A 19,607-nucleotide genomic window follows, 5' to 3' on the forward strand; every position below is an offset into this window, starting at 1 on the left:
ATTCCGAGCCTGTTTTTAACGCAGCAGGGCCGACGCGCAGCAGATCGTGAACAGGCTCTTAGCGCCTGACCGGACGCTTCTGCAGCTTGCGCTGCAGGGTGCGGCGGTGCATGCCCAGCGCGCGGGCGGTGGCCGAGATATTACCGTCGTGTTCGCTGAGAACGCGCTGGATATGTTCCCACTGCAGGCGGTCGACCGACATCGGGTTCTCCGGCACCAGGCTGTCGAGATCCGCATGCTTGGACAGCAGCGCCGCCAGTACGTCATCCGCATCGGCCGGTTTGCAGAGATAGTTGCAGGCACCGCGCTTGATCGCCTCCACGGCGGTGGCGATGCTCGAATAGCCGGTCAGGATCAGCACCTTCATCTCGGGGTCCAGCTCGAGCAGCTTGGGCAGCAGCACCAGCCCCGAATCGCCCTCCATCTTGAGGTCCAGCACGGCGTAATCGGGAATATCCTGCTTCGCCAGCTCCAGGCCTTCGGCTGCGGAACCAGCGATGCTGACCTGCAACCCCCGCCGCCCCATGGCCCGCGCCATCACGCGAGTGAAAGTGGGATCGTCATCGACCAGCAACAGATGGGGCTGCTCTTCGCCGTCGAATTGCACTTCATCGGTCATATCTACTTTCCTTTCACAATATCGCGATCTGGGTCAGGCTCGAACCGAGCCATGCGGCAGACGCAACTCGGTCAGCGCCCCGCCATCTTCGTGATTGTAGAGTTTCACCGTCCCGCCGGCACGTGTCACGCTCGCCTGGCTGAGAAATAGACCCAATCCGAAACCTTTGCCCTTGGTGGTGATGAAGGGACGCCCAATCTGCTCGGCGATGGCCAGCGGCACCCCAGCACCATGATCACGGATGGTTACCTTGATCCACTGCTCGTTCCAGTCCAGCCGGATATCCAGATCGTCAGGGCAGGCATCGGTGGCATTGTTCAGCAGATTGAGCAGCGACTGGCTCAGATCCGCCGGCGGCATCAGCTTCGGCGCGCTGCCCTTGCCCAGGCAATGGAACTGGAAGGTCGCCTCGGGATGCATCAGATGCCAGCGCTGCATGACCGAATCCACCCATTCGCGCACCGTCTGCTCCACCACGGCCTGCCGGCGGTCGGCCTCGGCCGCGCGAACCAGTTGCGTCAGGCTTTCCTTGCAGAGCTGCACCTGCGATTGCAGCAACGCAAGGTCCTCGTCCAGCTGCGGGTCACGGTGTTCCTGACGCAACTCCTTGAGCAGCACGCTCATGGTCGCCAGTGGCGTACCCAGCTCATGGGCGGCCCCGGCAGCCTGGGTCGCCACCGCGAGCAGCTGCTGATCGCGCATGCTTTCCTCGCGGCGTTGCGCCTGGAACTGCTCCTGATGCCGCAATTGCTCGGCCATCCGCGTCACGAAGAAGGTAATCAGCGCCGCAGCCAGCGCAAAGCTCAGCCACATGCCATAGACCAGCAAGGTGGTGCGCTCGACGGGCGGCACTATGATCGGGTCGTACCACACCAGCATCAGCGTATAGCCCGCCAGCGCCAACCCGGACAACACGATCGAGTAGAGCCACGGCAGCGTTGCCGCGGCGATGGTCAGGGGCACCAGATAATAGGAAACGAAGGGGTTGGTCGAGCCGCCCGAGTAGTACAGCAAGGCGCTATGTATCAGCAGATCGCAGCCCAGGTGCACGGCATATTCCAGATCGGTAACCGGCCAGGGGCCCCGCAGGCGCAGCGCGGTGCCCAGGCAGAGCGCCGCGGAGACAACCAGGGTCGCCCCCAGGTGAAACCAGGGCAGAATCACCAGTTGACTGGCGAAGGCGAGCCCCACCGCACCGGTCTGAGCAGCCAGCACGAGAGTGCGAATGAGCGTGAGGAGTCGAAGATTCTGCCGGCTGGCCGAAAGTAGGGGAACGGATGGGTACATGGGCTCTCCAGAGATGCGGCGAGTATAACCAAGCCGTCCTTTTCTCAGTCCATATGCGGCAACGCGACGCAGTAGATCGCTGCATCATGTCGCGTAACGGGCTACAGTCTCTGCGCCGCACCGATGGTGCCTTTCGATCACAGGAGCCCCCATGCTTTCCTCCGTTCCCCGCAGCGCAGCACTGCTGGCTTGCCTTGCCAGCCTCAGCTGCTTTCCCGCCATTGCCGACGAACAGCACTATAACCAGGTGTCCCTGCGCGCCGAAGTCAGCAGCGAAGTGGCCCATGACCGCATGCACGTCACGCTGTACAGCGAGGCACAAAACCAGGATCCGGCGCAGCTCGCCGCCGAGACCACCCGTACCCTGAACGAGGCATTGCGGCACGCTCGCAAGAGCGAGGGTGTGATCGTCAGCCAGGGCAGCCGCAGCAGTTATCCGGTCTATGAAGAGAAAGGCCAGCAGATCACCGGTTGGCGCGAGCGCGCCGAGCTGCGCCTGGAGAGCGGCGACTTCGCCAAGCTGTCCAGCCTCACTGCGGAACTGATGCAGACGCTGAAAATGAGCGGCATGCATTTCAGCGTCTCCGATCCGATTCGCAAACAGAACGAAGACGCCCTGCTCAAGGACGCCGTAGCGGCCTTTCGCGCCCGAGCACAGCTGGCCACCGAAGCGCTCGGCGGCAAGGACTACAAGATCGTCAATCTCAATCTGAGCAATGGCGGCGGCTACCAGCCGGTGATGCGCAGCGCAGCGATGAAGTTCAGCATGGACTCAGCGCCGGTACCCGAGGTCGAGGCGGGAACTCGCCAAGTCAGCATCAGCGCCGACGGGGTTATCGAAGTACTGATGCCCTGACGCGGCGAAACGATGACCGGCGGCAGAGCGCCGTCCACACCGACCCTCCCAACGGTCCGGATACGCGACCTTCGTAACGACCGACATTACCTGGAACCTCCTCTGCCTTGACGGCCGAGGAGGCTCACCTGCCCATGACGCTCCGGCTCTCCTCGCGAACATACCGACCAGCACATCGGACACAAGCAGAAACAACCCCGCAAACCCTGATGGCGCAAGGCCTTCAGGCCTGTTTGCGCGTACTCGCCATCTTTGCGAAGGCTAACTCACACCCCATTCGCAATCGCGAATCACTATCATGCGCGCCAATAATCAAGACTTCACCCCAAGGAGCCTCACCGCATGTTCGCCCCCTTCGCCCGCACGGCCCTGGCCAGTGCCCTGGTTAGCTGCAGCTTCTACACGCTCGCCGACTCCAACCCACTGACGCTGAGCGACACCGTCGTCAGTGCCTCGGGCTTCGAGCAGAAGATCACGGAGGCACCGGCGAGCATCAGTGTGATCAGTCAGGAAGATTTGCAGCAGAAGCGCTACAACAACCTGGCTCAGGCCTTGGGTGATGTAGAAGGTATCGATATCGGCCAAGGTACCGGCAAGACCGGCGGCCTGAATATCAGCATTCGCGGCATGGACAGCAAGTACTCGCTCATTCTGATCGACGGTCGCCGGCAAAATGCTGCGGGTAACGTAACCCCCAACGGCTTTGGTGAGACCTCCACCAGCTTTATGCCGCCGCTCTCGGCCATCGAGCGCATCGAAGTGATTCGCGGACCGATGTCTACCCTGTACGGCTCCGATGCCATGGGCGGTGTGATCAATATCATCACCAAGAAGGTTGCCAGCGAGTGGGGTGGTTCGATCACCCAAGACTACACCTATCAGGAAGACCGAGACTTCGGCGATACCCGCAACACCAGCCTCTACGCCAGTGGCCCGCTGATCGACGGTCTGCTGGGTCTGCAGGTACGCGGCAGCCTGTTCAATCGCGAAGAATCGGACCTGAGCTACGGCAGCGGCATCGAAGTCAGCAAGCGCGGCCCATCCCCGGTCGAGGGGCGCAACAGCAACATAGGCGCACGCCTGTCGTTTACCCCCCATGAAAACCACGATTTCGGCCTGGATGTGGAGCGTAGCCGGCAGGTTTACAACAATGATGAATGCCAGCTCGGCACCCTTGATGGCTTGAATCGTAACTGCGATGCCGCCGCCACGACCGCCAACGGTTATTCCGATGAACTGCGCTTCGAGCGCGAGCAAATCGCTCTGACTCACACTGCGCGCCTGGGCTTCGGCACGCTCGATTCAAGCCTGATGCACAACACTACCGAAACCTTTGGTCGGACGATTCCCGGCAATGTGATCGGTAATGATTCTGGTATTCCTGGCACGCTGATCGGCGATGATCGCGATCTGGAAACTACCAACCTGGTATTGGACACCAAGCTGGTAGCACCTATTGGTCAATCCCATATCGCCACAATTGGTGGCCAATGGTGGAAAGCCGAGATGACCGACGGCATCGCTCTGGACGATTTTGAACAGAAAACCTGGGCACTGTTTGCTGAAGATGAGTGGCGCCTGCGTGACGATCTGGCCCTGACCTTGGGTGCACGCTACGACGATCATGAAGCCTTTGGTGGTCATGTCAGCCCGCGCGCCTATCTGGTGTGGAACACAACTGAAAATTGGACGATGAAGGGTGGTATCAGCCGTGGCTATCGCACCCCGGACCTGAACGAACTACACAGCGGCATCAACGGTGTCACCGGACAGGGCACCATCATCACCATCGGTAATCCAGATCTCGATCCGGAAACCACCACCAGCACCGAGTTTGGCGTCTACTACGACAACCTGGCTGGTTTCAACGCCAATGCCACCCTATTCCATAACAAGTTCAAAGATAAGATCGCCAGTGGCGACCCGGTAGCCGATCCGCTCTGCGCGGGTAATACCAGCGGTACTTGTTCACAGCAGATCAACGTTGACGAAGCGGTAACACAGGGCCTGGAACTGGCAGGCAGCTGGGAATTCGCACCGGCTTGGACACTCAGTGCCAACTACACCTACACCGACAGCGAACAGAAGAGTGGCGACAACAAGGGCGAGCCCTTGACCAACACTCCTGAACACTTGGCCAACGCCAAGCTGAACTGGCAGACCACTGATCGCCTGAACCTGTGGATGAAGACCGAATACCGTGGCGAGCGCGCGCGCTTCACCTCCAAATACGAAAACCTAGCCAACAGCAACGGAACCTACTCCACCAACCAGTCGATCTACGACACGCTGGGCAAGAACACCAAGGCCTACACCTTGCTCCATCTGGGTGGCTCATTCCGGGCGTCTGAGAACGTGACCTTCAACGCCGCTATCTACAACCTTCTCGACAAGGACTTTGTGGATGGCAAGGCATACAGCACCTACAGCTCGCCAAACAATGCCGGCGTTGGTGGTGGGGTAGTCAATGGCACCGCCTACGGCACCGACTTCTCTCACTCCACGGCAGGCACCACCGGCGTAATGGAAGAAGGCCGCCGCCTCTGGCTGTCTGCCAACATCACCTTCTGATTCAACACAGCAATACAACCAGGCCGGGGCTCGCTCCGGCCTGGTTGCGTTTGCATCGAGCCGACGCCCTCATGAAGACGCGAATGTATGCTGTCTGTAAATCTTTAGCATTCAGACTCGAAAGCCCCCTAGAATCCGGCACTTCTTCGTATAACAAGGACCACCATGCATCTCTGGCTCGGCACCCTGCGCCAATGGCACTGGATCAGCTCTGCGCTCTGCCTGGTGGGCATGCTGCTGTTTGCGGTAACCGGAATCACGTTGAACCACGCAGCGCAGATCGAAGCCAGCCCGAAGATCGTCGAGCGGCAGGCGATGTTGCCAGCGCCCCTGCAGCAACGGCTGTTGGCCGATCAGCCCGGTGAGGGCCTGCCGAGTGACTTGCGCGCCTGGCTGGAAACCGAGCTGAACATCGACCTCGCCAGCCGTGATGCAGAATGGAACGACGGCGAGCTCTATGTCGCCCTGCCACGCCCGGGTGGCGACGCCTGGCTGAGCCTGGACCTGGCCAGCGGCGAACTGCTCTTCGAATCCACCGATCGCGGCTGGATCGCGTATTTCAACGACCTGCACAAGGGCCGTAATACAGGCCAGGCGTGGAGCTGGTTCATCGATATCTTCGCCGGGGTCTGCGTGCTGTTCAGCCTGACCGGCCTGTTGCTGTTGCAGCGTCATGCCGGCGGACGCCCAACCACCTGGCCCTTGGTCGGGGCCGGGTTGGTGATTCCCTTGTTATTGGCACTGCTGTTCATTCATTAAGGATGTGTCATGCGTAAATGCTTGTTGCTCCCTCTCGCCCTGCTCAGCGCACCGCTGATGGCAGCCGAGCTGAAGATCGATGTGGAAATCCCTCGCCTGCAGGTCGCCGAGTATCACCGCCCCTACGTGGCGTTGTGGCTGGAGCAGCCCGACAAGCGCCATGTCGCCAACCTCGCCGTCTGGTACGACCTGAAGCTGAAGGACAACGAAGGCGAGAAATGGCTCAAGGACATGCGCGAATGGTGGCGCCGTAGCGGTCGCAGCCTCGAGATGCCGGCGGACGGAGTCAGCGGCGCGACCCGCGCGGTCGGTACCCACAGCCTGGTGTTCGATGACGGCCAGGCGCCTCTCAAGGACCTGCCTGCCGGCGAATATCGCCTGGTGGTGGAAGCCGCCCGCGAAGTGGGCGGGCGTGAACTGCTGCGCCTGCCCTTCAGCTGGCCGCCGCAAGAAGCCGAGAAACAGCAGGCCCAGGGCGAAAGCGAACTGGGCAGTGTCACCCTCGAACTGACTCAATGACCAAAGGAAGCCTTGCATGAAACCCATGATCAAATGGACCGCCCTCGCCCTGGCCATCTGCCTGCCGCTTTCCGCCCAGGCCCACCGCGCCTGGATGCTGCCTTCGGCCACAGTCTTGTCCGGCGAGGATCCTTGGATCACCGTGGACGCCGCCGTTTCCAACGATCTGTTCTATTTCGAGCATTTCCCGCTGCGCCTGCAGGGCATCGGCAACCTCGATCAGTCCGCGGCAGGCATGCGCCCGCGCCCCGCTGCACAGTTGCAGGTGATCGCGCCGGACGGCACGCCGGTCCAGCCCGAGAACGGCAGCATCGGCCGCTATCGCAGCACCTTCGATGTGCACCTGACTCAGAAAGGCACCTACAAGCTGGCAATCGTCAACAGCGGCCTGTTCGCTCGCTGGAAAGAGAATGGCGAAACACGCCGCTGGATGGGCAACGCCGAAGCCTTCGCCAAGGAAGTTCCAGCCAAAGCCGAAGACCTGAGCGTGAGCCAGACCAGCAACCGCATGGAAGTCTTCGCCACCTCGGGGGCACCCACCGAGACGGTGCTGGAGACCACCGGCCAAGGGCTGGAGCTGGCCCCGGTCACCCACCCCAATGACCTGTACGCAGGTGAAGCCGCCGAATTCGTGTTACTGCTCGACGGCAAACCGGCGGCGGACGTGGAGATCAGCGTGATTCCCGGCGGCAATCGCTACCGCGACGAACTGGGTGAAATCAAGGCCACCACCGATGCCGCCGGCAAGGTCAGCATCACCTGGCCGAAAGCCGGCATGTACTGGCTGGAAGCCGAGCTGACTACCGACAAAGGTGTCAGCAAACCGGCCAGCCAACGTCGCGCCAGCTACAGCGCCACGCTCGAGGTGCTGGGGCTGTAATCGAGCAGCGGCAGGACGGGCCAGCGAATAACGACTCGGCTTGTCCTGCCGTCCTCATGTGGAGATGGACCCGTCTTGCCTTCCACCCCATCGCGTTTCTTTCTTCTCGGCTACGCACCGCTGGCAGCCTGCCTGCTGCTTGGCGCCGGGCTGCTGTGGTGGCAGCCGGCACGGGAGATATCCGCAGCGCTGGTGACCCTCGCCTACATGGCGCTGTGCCTGATGTTCTGGCGGCGCCACCGCCAGGCCCGAACCGCGCCGAACCTGATGGCGGATGCGCTGCTGATCGCCTATGCAAGCCAGGGAGGCCAGGCCCGCGAACTGGCCGAGCGCAGCGCCGCACAACTGCGTGAAGCCGGATTGAGCTGCAACGTTCTGCCCTTGAACAGCCTGGACTCGTTGCAGCGCGTTCGCCGCGCGCTGTTCATCGTCAGCACCTACGGTGAAGGCGAGGCACCGGACAATGCGGCGCGATTCGAGCGACGACTGACGACTCAGGACTTGGACCTGTCGCACCTGGAATTCGCCATGCTGGCGCTAGGTGATCGCCAGTACTCGCACTTCTGCGGCTTCGGCCATCGTCTCGAGGCGCGGTTACGGGAGCTGCGCGCCCTGCCGCTGTTCGATCTGCTCCGCGCAGATCGCAGCGACGCCGGCGTGTTGCGCCACTGGCAACATCAGCTGGGCCATATCAGCGGCCGTAGCGACTTTTCCGACTGGCAACCGGCGCCTTATCAGAGCTGGCGCCTGGATGTACGCACCTGCCTGAACCCGGGGAGTTCTGGCGCGCCGGTCTTCCAGCTTGGTTTGAGCGGGCCCGAGCGAGCGCTCTGGCGCGCCGGCGACATCGCCGAAATCGGCCCGCAGCATCCGCTTTGCGAAATCGAAGCCCTGTTGCGTCGCCTCGGGCATGACCCGAGTCAGCCGGTGGAGGGCGAGCAGACGCTGGCCCATGCACTCGCAAAACGCCGCATCGGCGAGCAGGAATCCAGCCTGGCCGGACAGGACATCAGCGCTCTGCTGGCCTTGCCGCCGCTGCCGCACCGCGAGTACTCGATCGCCTCGGTGCCGGCCGACGGCACACTGCAGTTGCTCGTCCGCCAGGCCCATCACCCCGACGGCCGCCTCGGGCTCGGTTCCGGCTGGCTGTGCCGGCACGCGACGCTTGGCAGCGACGTGGCGCTGCGTATTCGCCCCAATCCGGCCTTTCACGGACCGGCGCACAGCACCCCGATGATCCTGATCGGCAATGGCACTGGCCTGGCCGGGCTTCGTGCTCACCTGCGTGAACGCGCCTCGCAGGCTGGTTCGCGCAACTGGCTGCTATTCGGCGAGCGGCAGCGGTCGATCGACTATTTCTTCCAGCAAGAAATCGAACACTGGCTCACTTCCGGCCATCTGCAGAGGCTGGACCTGGCCTTCTCCCGCGATCAGCCGGAAAAGCGCTATGTGCAGCACCTGTTGCGCGATGCCGGCGACGAGCTGCGACACTGGATCGATGTCGGCGCCGCGCTGTACGTATGCGGCAGCCTGGAAGGCATGGGTCGCGATGTTCAACAGATACTGGTCGGCCTGCTGGGCGAGGCACGGCTCGATGAGCTGAGCGAGCAGGGACGCTATCGGCGCGACCTTTACTGACCACGACGCCGGAATAGCTTCGCCCCGTGGGCGGGGCTCCCACAGAAAAGCCTGCTGCCATACCGACCTCGTGGGAGCCGCGCCCCCGCGGCGAAAAACGGGCCAGCGGCTGCCCGAGCCTGAAACAAGAACGCCGCGAAAATCGCGGCGTTCGGTCCTGCATCGGCGCTTAGATGTAGTAGGCCTTCAGCGGCGGGAAGCCGTTGAATTCCACGGCGCTGTAACTGGTGGTGTAGGCGCCGGTGGAAATCCAGTACAGGCGATCACCGATGGCCAGGTTCAGCGGCAGGCCGTACTTGTAGTTCTCGTACATGATGTCGGCGCTGTCGCAGGTCGGGCCGGCGATGACCACCTCTTCCACCTCGCCCTTCTTCTCGGTCCAGATGGGGAACTTGATGGCCTCGCCCATGGTTTCGATCAGGCCAGAGAACATGCCGACGTCGGTGTAGACCCAGCGCTCGACGGCGGTACGCGACTTGCGCGCCACCAGCACCACTTCACTGACCAGCACGCCGGCGTTGGCAATCAGCGAGCGACCCGGCTCAAGGATGATCTCCGGCAGTTCGTCGCCGAAGTCTTCCTTGAGGAAGCGGATGATTTCCTCGGCGTAGGTTTCCAGGCTGTTGGTGCGGGTGATGTAGTTGGCCGGGAAGCCGCCACCCATGTTGATCATCTTCAGCTCGATGCCGTCTTCTTCCTTGAGGCGCTCGAAGATCACCTTGACCTTGGCGATGGCCGCATCCCACACGGAAATGTCGCGCTGCTGCGAGCCAACGTGGAAGGAGATGCCGTAAGGCACCAGGCCCAGCTGGCGGGCGAGGATCAGCAGGTCCATGGCCATGTCGGTCTGGCAGCCGAACTTGCGCGACAGCGGCCAGTCAGCGGTAGTCGAACCTTCGGTGAGGATGCGCACGTAGACCTTCGAGCCCGGTGCCGCCTTGGCGATGTTGCGCAGGTCGGCTTCCGAATCGGTGGCGAACAGGCGCACGCCTTTCTCGTAGAAGTAACGAATGTCCCGGGCTTTCTTGATGGTGTTGCCGTAGCTGATGCGCTCGGGGCCGACGCCGCGGGACATCACCTTGTCCAGTTCGTAGATCGAGGCGATGTCGAAGCTCGAACCCTTGTCCTTGAGCAGGTCGATGATCTCGACCGCCGGGTTGGCCTTGACCGCGTAATAGACCTTGGCGAATTCGAAGCCGGCGCGCAGGTCATCGTAGGCCTTGTCGATGGTGGCGGTATCGATGACGACGAAGGGCGTTTCCTTCTCGTCGGCGAAGGCCTTCATCTTCTGGAAGGTAGCGCGGGAATAATAGTCTTCGATCTTGATCGTCATGCAGGGCTCCAAATCGGGAAAACGTAAAGTCGGATTAGGGATGAAAAGAACGCCTGATCAGTTTCCCCACTTTGGTTCGCCTACTTCCCAAGGCATGTCGCCGAGTATCAGATGTGATCTCTCGTCGTCAGTACTTGAGCCGGATGGATCGTTGCCAGCATGGACGTTCGGGCGCGAACTTTAGGACCAAGGCGGGGAGAGATCAATCAAAAATGCACCCGTTGCACGCATCCGTTCGGGCTTGTTCTCGATTCAAAACAAAGCGTCCTGAAAACCGAACGAAAAGCCCTGTTTTCCTAGCCAGACGGACCACAGGAACAGCGTTTTCTCGCTATAATCGCCGCCTTTTTTGACAGACCGACTACTCGTCGACGGGTTCCTCAATTCCGATGACTACACAGGCCGCCGAAGTCGCGAAGCGCCGTACCTTCGCCATCATTTCCCACCCCGACGCGGGCAAGACCACCATCACCGAGCGCCTGCTGCTGATGGGCAAGGCCATCGAAGTCGCCGGCACGGTGAAATCGCGCAAATCCGACCGCCACGCCACTTCCGACTGGATGGCCATGGAGCAGCAGCGCGGGATTTCCATCACCACCTCGGTGATGCAGTTCCCCTACCGCGAGCACATGATCAACCTGCTCGACACCCCCGGCCACGAGGACTTCTCCGAAGACACCTACCGCACCCTCACCGCGGTGGACAGCGCGTTGATGATGATCGACGGCGGCAAGGGTGTGGAGCCACGCACCATCGCCCTGATGAATGTCTGCCGCCTGCGCGACACGCCGATCATCAGCTTCGTCAACAAGCTCGACCGCGATATCCGCGACCCCATCGAGCTGCTCGACGAGATCGAAGAGGTGCTGAGCATCAAGGCCGCGCCCATCACCTGGCCGATCGGCTGCTACCGCGATTTCAAGGGTGTCTATCACCTGGCCAACGACTGCATTCACGTCTATACGCCGGGCCACGGCCATGAGCGCACCGAAGAGCGCATCATCAAGGGCCTGGACAGCGACGAGGCCCGCGCCCTGCTGGGCGACCTGTACGACGGCTTCGTGGAGGAACTGGAACTGGTCCAGGGGGCCTGTCACGAGTTCAACCTCGAGGAATACCTGCAAGGCAAGATGACCCCGGTGTTCTTCGGTACCGCGCTGGGCAACTTCGGCGTCAGCCATGTGCTGGACGCCTTCGTCGACTGGGCGCCCGCCCCGCTGCCGCGCATGACCCAGGAGCGCGAGGTGCAGCCCACCGAGGCGGCGTTCAGCGGCTTCGTGTTCAAGATCCAGGCGAACATGGACCCGCGCCATCGCGACCGCATCGCCTTTATGCGGGTGTGCTCCGGCAAATACGAGCAGGGCATGAAGATGCGCCATGTGCGCATCGGCAAGGACATCAAGATCGGCGACGCGCTGACCTTCTTCTCCAGCGACCGCGAGCGGCTGGAAGAAGCCTTCGGCGGCGACATCATCGGCCTGCACAACCACGGCACCATCCAGATCGGCGACACCTTCACCGCCGGCGAGAACATGAGCTTCACCGGCATTCCGCACTTCGCCCCGGAACTGTTCCGCCGTGTGCGCCTGAAGGACCCGCTGAAATCCAAGCAGCTGCGCCAGGGCCTGCAGGAACTGGCCGAGGAAGGCGCGACCCAGGTGTTCTTCCCCGAGCGCAACAACGACATCATCCTCGGCGCGGTCGGCGTGCTGCAGTTCGATGTGGTCGCCAGCCGCCTGAAGGAGGAATACAAGGTCGAGTGCGCCTACGAGGCGGTCAACGTCTGGTCCGCGCGCTGGATCGATTGCGCCGACGAGAAGAAGCTCAAGGAGTTCAGCGACAAGGCCCATGAGAACCTGGCTGTCGACGGCGGCGGGCACCTGACCTACCTCGCACCGACGCGGGTGAACCTGAGCCTGATGGAGGAGCGCTGGCCGGACGTGAAGTTCAGGGCGACGCGCGAGCATCACTGACCGCCCGCTTTTTTGTTGTAGGAGCGAGCTTGCTCGCGAAGCACGACAGCCAATGAATCGCGCAATATTGGACACCACCGAAGGAAGGACGCAACGGAATGCGCTTTCATGGAAGAGAGCTACGCAAGGGCCGCATCAACGTGCCCAATCAAGCCTATCTATTGACCAGCGTTACGCTTAACCGTGAACCGGTTTTCGAGCAATGGTTGACGGCTTCCACCTTGGCTCGCGAGATCCACCATGCTGGACAGACCGGCAGGGTTGAATCCTTGGCTTGGGTAATTATGCCCGACCACCTGCACTGGCTTGTGTTGCTGAAAGAAGGTCCGCTAAGCCAGCTGATGCAGCAGTTCAAGTCACGCAGCGCCATTGCATTAAACAGAGTCGCCGGCACCCACGGTCCTTTTTGGCAGAAGGGATACCACGACCGCTCGATTCGTCATGATGACGACCTTCGCGCGGCAGCGCGATATGTCATCGCGAACCCATTGCGCGCTGGGCTAGTGAGGCACGTTGGCCTATATCCGTTCTGGGATGCTGTCTGGCTCCAGCATCACTGACGCCGCAAAAACTTCGCCAGCAAGCTGGTTCCTACAAAAGCGAGCGCCGAGCCGGAACTGTAGGAGCGAGCTTGCTGGCGAACAATCTTAGCGGTCCTCCTCAAGCCTCCAGGCCACCACCGAATCCCCGATTCTGGTGCCGAACGAGCCATGCCCGCCGGCCATCTGCACCACGTACTGCTTTCCTGTCTTCTCCGACACGTAGGTCATCGGGGTTGCCTGGCCGCCCGCCGGCAAGCGGCCTTTCCACAGTTCTTTCCCGTTCTGCATGTCATAGGCGCGCAGGTAGTAGTCCAGCGTACCGCTCATGAAGGCCACGCCACCGGCGGTGACGATCGGTCCACCCAGCGCCGGCGTGCCGACCGGCAGCGGGATGCCCAGAGGTGCGCTGTCGCGGCTGGTGCCGTTCTTGTGCATCCACACCGGCTTCATGCTGCGCAGGTCTACCGCGGTGACGAAGCCCCATGGCGGCGCCTGACATGGCAGGCCGAGCACCGACAGGAGCGGCTCCAGGCGCACCATGTAAGGTGCGCCCAGATTGGGCTGCAAGCCGGTTTCACCTCCGCCGCGGCGCTCATCGGGATCGACTTCGCTGCGTTTGACCAGTTGCGAGACGAACGCCAGATAGTTCGGCGCGCCGAACAGCAACTGCCGGCTGGGATCGACCGCCACCGAAGGCCAGTTGAACGTCCCGACATTGCCTGGATAGATCAGCGAACCCTGTTCCGAAGGCGGCGTGAAGTCGCCTTCATAGCGCAGCTGGCGGAACTGGATGCGGCACATCATCTGGTCCAGCGGCGTGCCGCCCCACATGTCTTTCTCGTACAGCGGCTCGTCTGGCGCGTAGCTCAGGGCAGAAACCGGCTGCGTCGGTGCCGTGTGGTCGCCTTCCACGGTGCCCTGGGGCACCGGGACCTCCTCCACCGGAACGATCGGTTCGCCCGTCCGCCGGTCCAGCACATAGAGGTCGCCACGCTTGGTGGGCTGGATGATGGCCGGGATCTTGCCCTGCGGCCCGTCGATGTCCACCAGGGTGGGCTGGGACGGCAGGTCGCGATCCCAGAGGTCATGGTGCACGGTCTGGAACTCCCAGCGCACCTGGCCGGTGTTCAGGTCAAGCGCCACCAGGGTATCGGTGAAACGCTCGGCTTCGGCGGTGCGAGGCACGCCCCATTGGTCCGGCGTCTGATTGCCGGTGGGAATGTAGACCAGCCCCAGCGCCTCGTCAGCCGTGGCGATGGTCCAGGAGTTCGGCGTGCTGCGCACATAGCTTTCACCGGACGGCAGCGGCTCGGTGGCCTGCGGATTGCCGGGGTCGAAGTTCCACACCAGGCGCCCGCTGCGTACGTCATAGGCACGGATCACCCCACCGGGGGAATCCACCGCGCCGTTATCGGTGATGGAGCCTCCGACGATCACCAGTTTTTCGGTGACGACGGGTGGCGAAGTGGGCAGGTAGACGCCCAGCGCGCCCTCGCCGAGACCTGTTTTCAGATCGACCACTCCCGCCTCGCCGAAGTCTTCGCAAGGCTTGCCGTCCTCGACGTCCAGCGCAACCAGGGTGCCGTCATTGGTCGGCAGAAACAGCCTGCGCTCGCAACGCGCCACAGGCGCGTCCGGCTGCGCGAGACGAGTCGCGGCAGCGCCGTAGGCAGTGGCGTCATGAAAGGCCATGCCGCGGCAGGTCATGTGCTGGTAGTACTCGGCGTCCGCATTGATGGCGGGATCGAAACGCCAGCGCTCCTCGCCGGTATCGGCATCCAGCGCGATGGCAATGCTGTGCGGGGTGCAGATGAACAGTTTGTCGCCCACCTTGAGCGGCGTGACCTGATTGGTCAGCTCGCCGGGATCGCCCTCGCGCGGCAGATCACCGGTGTGATACTCCCAGGCCTTCTCCAAGCGGCCGACATTCTCCGGCGTGATCAGGTCGGCCGGTGAATAGCGATCGCCGCGGCTGGAGCCACCGTACGCCGTCCATTCGCTGGCCAGGCGCCCGGCCTGGCCTTCCGGGTCGAGTCCTTCCATCTGTGCATCGCTGAACGCGCCCTTGAGCGAGTGGTAGTCCTGCGTCAGCGAGTAGCCGGCCATCAACGCCCCGGCGACCAGCCCCAGGCCAAGCAGGCCGCTGGCACCGTCGCGCCAGGCCAGCCGCGCGCCGATGTGTCGATTGACGAACGGCAGGATCAGCCAGAGCCCGAGCAGGCACCAGAGGTCGATCCGCGGCGCCAGCTGCCACCAGTCGAAACGCACCTCGTAAAGGGTCCACAGCAGGGTCCCAAGCAACAGCACCGCATACAGCCAGATGGCCGCGCGGCGCCGGGCGAACACCAGCGCGGCCGCGACAAGCAGCCCGACGCCGGCGACCAGGTAATACCAAGAGCCGCCCAAGAGCGCGAGATAGGCACCGCCGATGCTCATCAGTGCACCCAGCACCAGCATGAACAGGGCGGTCAGTGTGATCCGCAGGGGGCGGGGCTCGTAATCGGTACTCATCCGGGACGCTCCAGTCGATTCGTTTCGTGGCGAAACTGGCGAAATCTTCAGAAACAAATGCTCGAACAGCGTTCAGTGGATACGGTGGCGGCGCTTTTAGTTCAGCCTTTCGAGCTCTGGCCGCCAGCGAACCAGGCACAGTACCGTGCCGCAGCAGACTGCCCCTTGCGGCCATCGCCGCGCTGGCGGAAGCTAGCGGCCTTCGAACGAGCCGCCCCAGATGAACATCGAACAGATCACCCAACGCCTGCACGCCATCCGCGACCAGAATCACTGGCAGCGCTTTCACAGCCCGAAGAACCTGGCCATGGCCGCCAGCGTGGAGATGTCGGAGCTGGTGGAAATATTCCAGTGGCTGACGGAGGACGAATCCCGCCAGCTGCCGGCCGACAAGCTCGAACACGCCGGTCAGGAAGTCGGCGACATCCTGATGTATCTGCTGCTGATGTGCAGCGAACTGGGCATCGACATGGAGCAGGCGCTGCTGGCCAAGCTGGCCGACAACGAACGGCGGTTCGCCCGATGAGCGATCGCCATTTTGACGAGTTGGCCACGCGCTTCGCCGAAAAGATCTACGGCGGCGCCAAGGGCGCGATCCGCCTGGCCGTGCTGCAGGCCGACCTTGCCGAAGCGCTGCCGCAGCGCCCGCTGCGCGTGCTCGACATCGGCGCCGGGCTGGGCCACATGAGCCTCTGGCTGGCGCAGCAGGGCCACGCGGTCATCCTTGCCGAGCCCGCCGAGCCGATGCTCGAAGGCGCCCGTGAGCGCTTCACCAGCGCGGGCCAATCGGCCACCTTCCTCCAGGCGCCCTGGCAGGAGGTCGAAAACCATGTCGAAGGCCGTTTCGACCTGGTCATCTGCCATGCGGTGCTGGAGTGGCTGGCCGAGCCCCAGGCGATCCTGCCGGTGCTGCACCGCCTGACCGCTCCTGATGGCTGGCTGTCGCTGGCCTTCTACAACCGCGACGCACTGATCTACCGCAACCTGCTCAAGGGTCACTTCAAGAAGCTGCGCAGCCAGAGCTTCGCCGGCGAACGCCAGAGCCTGACGCCACAACGGCCGCTCGACCCGCGCGAACTGGCTGCGCAACTCGACCCGCACTGGCGGGTCGAATCAAGCAGTGGCGTGCGTGTATTCCACGACTACATGCCCGCCGATTTCCAGGCGCGTACCGCGCCGACGGAACTGGTGGAGATGGAACTGGCATATCGCCGCCATCCCGCTTTCGCCGGCCTCGGGCGTTATCTACACTGGTTGTGCCGGCCACGCTGAAGCCGACGCGGGAGGTGTTCATGTCGAGCCGCGCTGTATTGCCACTGCTCTGTCTGAGCCTTGCCGCCTGCCAGAGCAACAACCCCTACACCAGCGAGTCGGCGCCGATTCCGCCGCCACCTCCGGTCGAGCAGATTCAGTCGCCCATCTACCCGGCCGCGCCTCGCGATTTCTCCGGCTACCAGAACTGGAGCTGGCGCAGCCCGCCGGCAGCCACGGCGTCGATCGCCGCCGAAGAGTTGCAGGAAATGGTCGCCGGCGCGCTCGATCAACGCGGCCTGCGCCCGGCGCCGGCTGGCGCCAAGGGCGACGTGCAGGTCAGCGTCAGCGCCAACCGGGCAACGCGACTGCGCCAGACCTACGATGACTACGGCTATGGTCCGCGAATCGGCGTGGGTCGCTACGGCGGCGGTTATGGGGGCTGGGGCAGCACGCCGGTGGTGCGCACCTATGAAGAAGAAGTGATCGCGGTACGCATCGAGATGTACGACGGCGCTTCGGGCCAGGCCATCTGGAGCAACCGGGCCGAAGCCAGGAGCAGCGCAAAACAGGCCGAACGCAAGGATGCCGCGCGCGACGCGGTGAATCGTGCGCTGGCCGATTATCCGCCACGTTGAACACGACGATCGCTCATCCAGGATGGGCGACGCCTCCATCGACCGCTCGAGGAGAACGAAGATGCGTCATTTATCGATACTGCCCCTGCTATTGCTGCTGGCGGCCTGCCAGAGCACCCAGGTGCAGCGGGATTTCGATCCCCAGCGGGATTTCTCCGCGTATCGCAGCTGGGCGTGGCAGGAGCCGGCGCTGCAATTTCGCCCGGACGACCCGCGCATCCAGAGCGACCTCACCGAACAGCGCATCCGCAGCGCCGTCAGCGAGCAGCTCGACCAGCGCGGTCTGCGTCCGGCCCAAGGTGCCCAGGCGCCCGATCTGAAAGTGCAGGTCTGGTTCATCGTCGACGAGCGCACCCAGCAGTACAGCTCGTCGTCGCTCAGCGCCTGGGGCAATCCCTGGTATGGCTACTGGGGCGGCCCGGTGTACACCGACACCCGCACCGTCCACTACCGCGTCGGCACGCTGCAGCTGGACTTTTACGATGCCGATGACGGCAAGCTGGTCTGGCGCGGCAGCACCGAGCAGGTACTGCGCGACAATCCGGGTGGCCCACAGGAGCGGGCGGGAATGTTCCGCGAAACCGTAGCCAAGGTGCTTTCGCAGTACCCGCCGCAATAAAGCGCGGCGATCGACTCTGCGAACCAGGCCGGTCCGGCGGCCTCGCCGCTATTTACGCTCGAAGGAGTAGAACAGGTTGGGCTCGCTGACCAGATAGAGGTCGCCACGGGCATCGAAGGTCACGCCCTCGGCCTGCGGTACGCTGTCATTGAGTCCGGCAAAGCCGCTCCAGAGCGAGCGGAAGCTGACCAGTTCGCCCTGCGCGTCGAGCTCCAGCAGCATCTTCGCTTCATCGCTGAGCAGCACCAGATGCCCGGTGCGCTCGTCGAAGTGCACCGAAGACAGGTCGCTGGCCATGTCGATATCAGCGATCCAGGCCGTCCGGTCGATGACGTTCAGGTTCATCTGGCCATTGAAGCTGGCCTTGATGCCCTGGATTTCGTAGAGCTTGCGAGGCGAGTGCTCCTTGACCACGAAGAGCCGGTCACCGCGGCGATCGTAGCCGACGCCCTCGAAGCCGGCGTTATCGGCCTCTCCCAGCGTCAGCGAGATCGAGGCGTAGTCCTCGCGAAGCAGCTCGCCGGGCCGATCCGGCACCGGCACGATGACCAGCGACTGCTTGCGCTCTTCGACCAGCACCAGCAGGTCGTCGCCCAGGTAGGTAACGCCTTCCACGTCGCTGAAACCGCTCAACGGGTAGCGCGCCATGAAGGTGCCGTCCTTGCCCAGCGCGACCAGTTCTTCGGGATTGTTGATCACCGTCCAGAGATGATCGCGGCGTTCGTCGAAGGTCAGCCCCGACAGGTTGTTGTTGACCGTGGCCACCGGCAGCGCATCGACGCGCACCTCGTATTCAGGCAACCAGAGCGCGCGCGCCTTGCTGCCACCCTCGAGCCAGGCGGTCTTCATGGTGAAGAACAGGCGCTCGTCCAGATGCACAGTGGTCGCGGTATACAACAGACAGAATGCCAGTGCTCCTAGCAGCCAGACTCGGGGTTTCACCGCGGCTAGCCGACCCGGTAGCGCCTTTGAACGAGCGAACATGGAGAGTTCTCGATAGTTTTTTCAAGGGCAGCCTGCCCGCAAAAGATTGCAATATGGTGACTCCCCGGATTCCCTCCAGTGGCCAGCCGCTCTAGATCGAGCCTTTTACCGACCCGAGAGTCTACAGGTAGTTCCACGGTTCCACGGAACTCGTTCCTGCCTGCAGGGCCCAATGCCCCAAGGAACGGTTGCGCTTGCAACCCATGACACAACGGCAGGAGAAAGACATGCGGGTGGAAGGCTTCTTCGAGTGGCTAGGCCAGGCGCTCGGCACGGTGATTCGCTACATCGTCGATGCACTCAGCGGCCTCTTCGGCCTGTTTGCCGACGCCGGGCACAATTTTCTCGAAGGCCTGTCGCGAACCCTGGGCATGGACCGTTCGCTGATCAGCCTGGTGGCGCTGGCCCTCGGCCTGTTACTGCTGGTGGCCGCCCTGCGCGCCTTCCTGCGGCGCTCGATCATCGCAGGGGTGATCTGGCTGTTCCTCGGACTGTGGCTCTTGAGCTGGCTCATCCATTGAAAGCAGCCGCACGCTCCAGAATGATCGCACGGCGCATCAATGCGCCGAAAAGTACGCAGCCGAAGCTGAACGAGAAGTAACCGGAGCCTGCCTACCATCCAAGCAT

General features: G+C 62.8%; 18 protein-coding genes. 13 read left to right on the plus strand and 5 right to left on the minus strand.

Annotation, left to right across the window (positions count from 1 at the left end):
• Positions 1-58: 58 nt before the first annotated feature.
• Together EA795_RS09480 and EA795_RS09485 are read right to left on the minus strand one after the other, a co-directional pair.
• Positions 59-619 carry a response regulator transcription factor gene (locus EA795_RS09480; RefSeq protein WP_014851626.1) on the minus strand — a complete coding sequence of 187 codons (561 nt, stop codon included), beginning with the start codon at positions 617-619 and terminating at the stop codon, positions 59-61.
• 33 nt (positions 620-652) lie between these two features.
• Positions 653-1,906 carry an ATP-binding protein gene (locus EA795_RS09485; RefSeq protein WP_014851625.1) on the minus strand — a complete coding sequence of 418 codons (1,254 nt, stop codon included), beginning with the start codon at positions 1,904-1,906 and terminating at the stop codon, positions 653-655.
• Between the two features lie 151 nt (positions 1,907-2,057).
• Between EA795_RS09485 and EA795_RS09490 the strand changes: the two genes are divergently transcribed.
• The 6 genes from EA795_RS09490 to EA795_RS09515 all read left to right on the plus strand — a co-directional run bounded on the left by EA795_RS09490 (position 2,058) and on the right by EA795_RS09515 (position 9,129).
• Positions 2,058-2,762 carry an SIMPL domain-containing protein gene (locus EA795_RS09490; protein WP_122076849.1) on the plus strand — a complete coding sequence of 235 codons (705 nt, stop codon included), beginning with the start codon at positions 2,058-2,060 and terminating at the stop codon, positions 2,760-2,762.
• A 342-nt stretch (positions 2,763-3,104) separates the two neighbouring features.
• Positions 3,105-5,333 (plus strand): TonB-dependent receptor domain-containing protein, encoded by a 2,229-nt coding sequence (locus EA795_RS09495; protein ID WP_122076852.1) that lies wholly within the window; start codon positions 3,105-3,107, stop codon positions 5,331-5,333.
• Between the two features lie 165 nt (positions 5,334-5,498).
• Positions 5,499-6,092 carry a PepSY-associated TM helix domain-containing protein gene (locus tag EA795_RS09500; RefSeq protein ID WP_058078547.1) on the plus strand — a complete coding sequence of 198 codons (594 nt, stop codon included), beginning with the start codon at positions 5,499-5,501 and terminating at the stop codon, positions 6,090-6,092.
• 9 nt (positions 6,093-6,101) lie between these two features.
• Positions 6,102-6,611 (plus strand): DUF2271 domain-containing protein, encoded by a 510-nt coding sequence (locus tag EA795_RS09505; RefSeq protein WP_122076855.1) that lies wholly within the window; start codon positions 6,102-6,104, stop codon positions 6,609-6,611.
• 16 nt (positions 6,612-6,627) lie between these two features.
• Positions 6,628-7,491 (plus strand): DUF4198 domain-containing protein, encoded by an 864-nt coding sequence (locus EA795_RS09510; protein ID WP_058078548.1) that lies wholly within the window; start codon positions 6,628-6,630, stop codon positions 7,489-7,491.
• A gap of 75 nt (positions 7,492-7,566) precedes the next feature.
• Entirely contained in the window at positions 7,567-9,129 is a 1,563-nt protein-coding gene (locus EA795_RS09515; protein WP_205891479.1) for a sulfite reductase subunit alpha, read from the plus strand.
• A 169-nt stretch (positions 9,130-9,298) separates the two neighbouring features.
• Here the strand turns inward: EA795_RS09515 and EA795_RS09520 are convergent, their stop codons facing one another.
• On the minus strand, positions 9,299-10,462 hold the full coding sequence (locus EA795_RS09520) for a type III PLP-dependent enzyme (protein WP_058075559.1): 1,164 nt from the start codon (positions 10,460-10,462) through the stop codon (positions 9,299-9,301).
• 389 nt (positions 10,463-10,851) lie between these two features.
• Between EA795_RS09520 and EA795_RS09525 the strand changes: the two genes are divergently transcribed.
• Entirely contained in the window at positions 10,852-12,435 is a 1,584-nt protein-coding gene (locus EA795_RS09525) for a peptide chain release factor 3 (protein ID WP_122076858.1), read from the plus strand.
• Positions 12,436-12,533: 98 nt separating this feature from the next.
• Complete coding sequence (locus tag EA795_RS09530) at positions 12,534-12,995, plus strand: REP-associated tyrosine transposase (protein WP_122076861.1); 462 nt, start codon at positions 12,534-12,536, stop codon at positions 12,993-12,995.
• 87 nt (positions 12,996-13,082) lie between these two features.
• Here the strand turns inward: EA795_RS09530 and EA795_RS09535 are convergent, their stop codons facing one another.
• On the minus strand, positions 13,083-15,488 hold the full coding sequence (locus EA795_RS09535; protein WP_122076863.1) for a membrane-bound PQQ-dependent dehydrogenase, glucose/quinate/shikimate family: 2,406 nt from the start codon (positions 15,486-15,488) through the stop codon (positions 13,083-13,085).
• A 220-nt stretch (positions 15,489-15,708) separates the two neighbouring features.
• On the opposite strand from EA795_RS09535, the gene EA795_RS09540 reads away from it, so the two are divergent.
• From EA795_RS09540 to EA795_RS09555, 4 genes are all read left to right on the plus strand, one after another.
• Positions 15,709-16,014, plus strand: coding sequence for a nucleotide pyrophosphohydrolase (locus tag EA795_RS09540; protein WP_014851614.1), 306 nt, complete (start codon positions 15,709-15,711; stop codon positions 16,012-16,014).
• Entirely contained in the window at positions 16,011-16,760 is a 750-nt protein-coding gene (locus EA795_RS09545; protein WP_014851613.1) for a methyltransferase domain-containing protein, read from the plus strand. Before EA795_RS09540 ends, EA795_RS09545 begins: the two co-directional genes overlap by 4 nt.
• A gap of 20 nt (positions 16,761-16,780) precedes the next feature.
• Positions 16,781-17,377: a DUF4136 domain-containing protein gene (locus EA795_RS09550; protein ID WP_122076866.1), complete on the plus strand. Its 597-nt coding sequence runs from the start codon at positions 16,781-16,783 to the stop codon at positions 17,375-17,377.
• Positions 17,378-17,438: 61 nt separating this feature from the next.
• Positions 17,439-17,996, plus strand: coding sequence for a DUF4136 domain-containing protein (locus EA795_RS09555; RefSeq protein WP_014851611.1), 558 nt, complete (start codon positions 17,439-17,441; stop codon positions 17,994-17,996).
• A gap of 48 nt (positions 17,997-18,044) precedes the next feature.
• Here the strand turns inward: EA795_RS09555 and EA795_RS09560 are convergent, their stop codons facing one another.
• Positions 18,045-18,980, minus strand: coding sequence for an SdiA-regulated domain-containing protein (locus EA795_RS09560; protein WP_043942505.1), 936 nt, complete (start codon positions 18,978-18,980; stop codon positions 18,045-18,047).
• A 227-nt stretch (positions 18,981-19,207) separates the two neighbouring features.
• On the opposite strand from EA795_RS09560, the gene EA795_RS09565 reads away from it, so the two are divergent.
• Complete coding sequence (locus tag EA795_RS09565) at positions 19,208-19,501, plus strand: hypothetical protein (RefSeq protein ID WP_122076869.1); 294 nt, start codon at positions 19,208-19,210, stop codon at positions 19,499-19,501.
• Positions 19,502-19,607 lie beyond the last annotated feature (106 nt).

Source organism: Stutzerimonas nitrititolerans, assembly GCF_003696285.1.
GTDB classification, from domain to species: Bacteria; Pseudomonadota; Gammaproteobacteria; order Pseudomonadales; family Pseudomonadaceae; genus Stutzerimonas; species Stutzerimonas nitrititolerans.

Coding starts and splice junctions, on each gene's coding strand:
- EA795_RS09480 (WP_014851626.1), bottom strand. CDS start 619: ATGACCGATGAAGTGCAATTCGACGGCGAAGAGCAGCCCCATCTGTTG.
- EA795_RS09485 (WP_014851625.1), bottom strand. CDS start 1,906: ATGTACCCATCCGTTCCCCTACTTTCGGCCAGCCGGCAGAATCTTCGA.
- EA795_RS09490 (WP_122076849.1), top strand. CDS start 2,058: ATGCTTTCCTCCGTTCCCCGCAGCGCAGCACTGCTGGCTTGCCTTGCC.
- EA795_RS09495 (WP_122076852.1), top strand. CDS start 3,105: ATGTTCGCCCCCTTCGCCCGCACGGCCCTGGCCAGTGCCCTGGTTAGC.
- EA795_RS09500 (WP_058078547.1), top strand. CDS start 5,499: ATGCATCTCTGGCTCGGCACCCTGCGCCAATGGCACTGGATCAGCTCT.
- EA795_RS09505 (WP_122076855.1), top strand. CDS start 6,102: ATGCGTAAATGCTTGTTGCTCCCTCTCGCCCTGCTCAGCGCACCGCTG.
- EA795_RS09510 (WP_058078548.1), top strand. CDS start 6,628: ATGAAACCCATGATCAAATGGACCGCCCTCGCCCTGGCCATCTGCCTG.
- EA795_RS09520 (WP_058075559.1), bottom strand. CDS start 10,462: ATGACGATCAAGATCGAAGACTATTATTCCCGCGCTACCTTCCAGAAG.
- EA795_RS09525 (WP_122076858.1), top strand. CDS start 10,852: ATGACTACACAGGCCGCCGAAGTCGCGAAGCGCCGTACCTTCGCCATC.
- EA795_RS09530 (WP_122076861.1), top strand. CDS start 12,534: ATGCGCTTTCATGGAAGAGAGCTACGCAAGGGCCGCATCAACGTGCCC.
- EA795_RS09535 (WP_122076863.1), bottom strand. CDS start 15,488: ATGAGTACCGATTACGAGCCCCGCCCCCTGCGGATCACACTGACCGCC.
- EA795_RS09540 (WP_014851614.1), top strand. CDS start 15,709: ATGAACATCGAACAGATCACCCAACGCCTGCACGCCATCCGCGACCAG.
- EA795_RS09545 (WP_014851613.1), top strand. CDS start 16,011: ATGAGCGATCGCCATTTTGACGAGTTGGCCACGCGCTTCGCCGAAAAG.
- EA795_RS09550 (WP_122076866.1), top strand. CDS start 16,781: ATGTCGAGCCGCGCTGTATTGCCACTGCTCTGTCTGAGCCTTGCCGCC.
- EA795_RS09555 (WP_014851611.1), top strand. CDS start 17,439: ATGCGTCATTTATCGATACTGCCCCTGCTATTGCTGCTGGCGGCCTGC.
- EA795_RS09560 (WP_043942505.1), bottom strand. CDS start 18,980: ATGTTCGCTCGTTCAAAGGCGCTACCGGGTCGGCTAGCCGCGGTGAAA.
- EA795_RS09565 (WP_122076869.1), top strand. CDS start 19,208: ATGCGGGTGGAAGGCTTCTTCGAGTGGCTAGGCCAGGCGCTCGGCACG.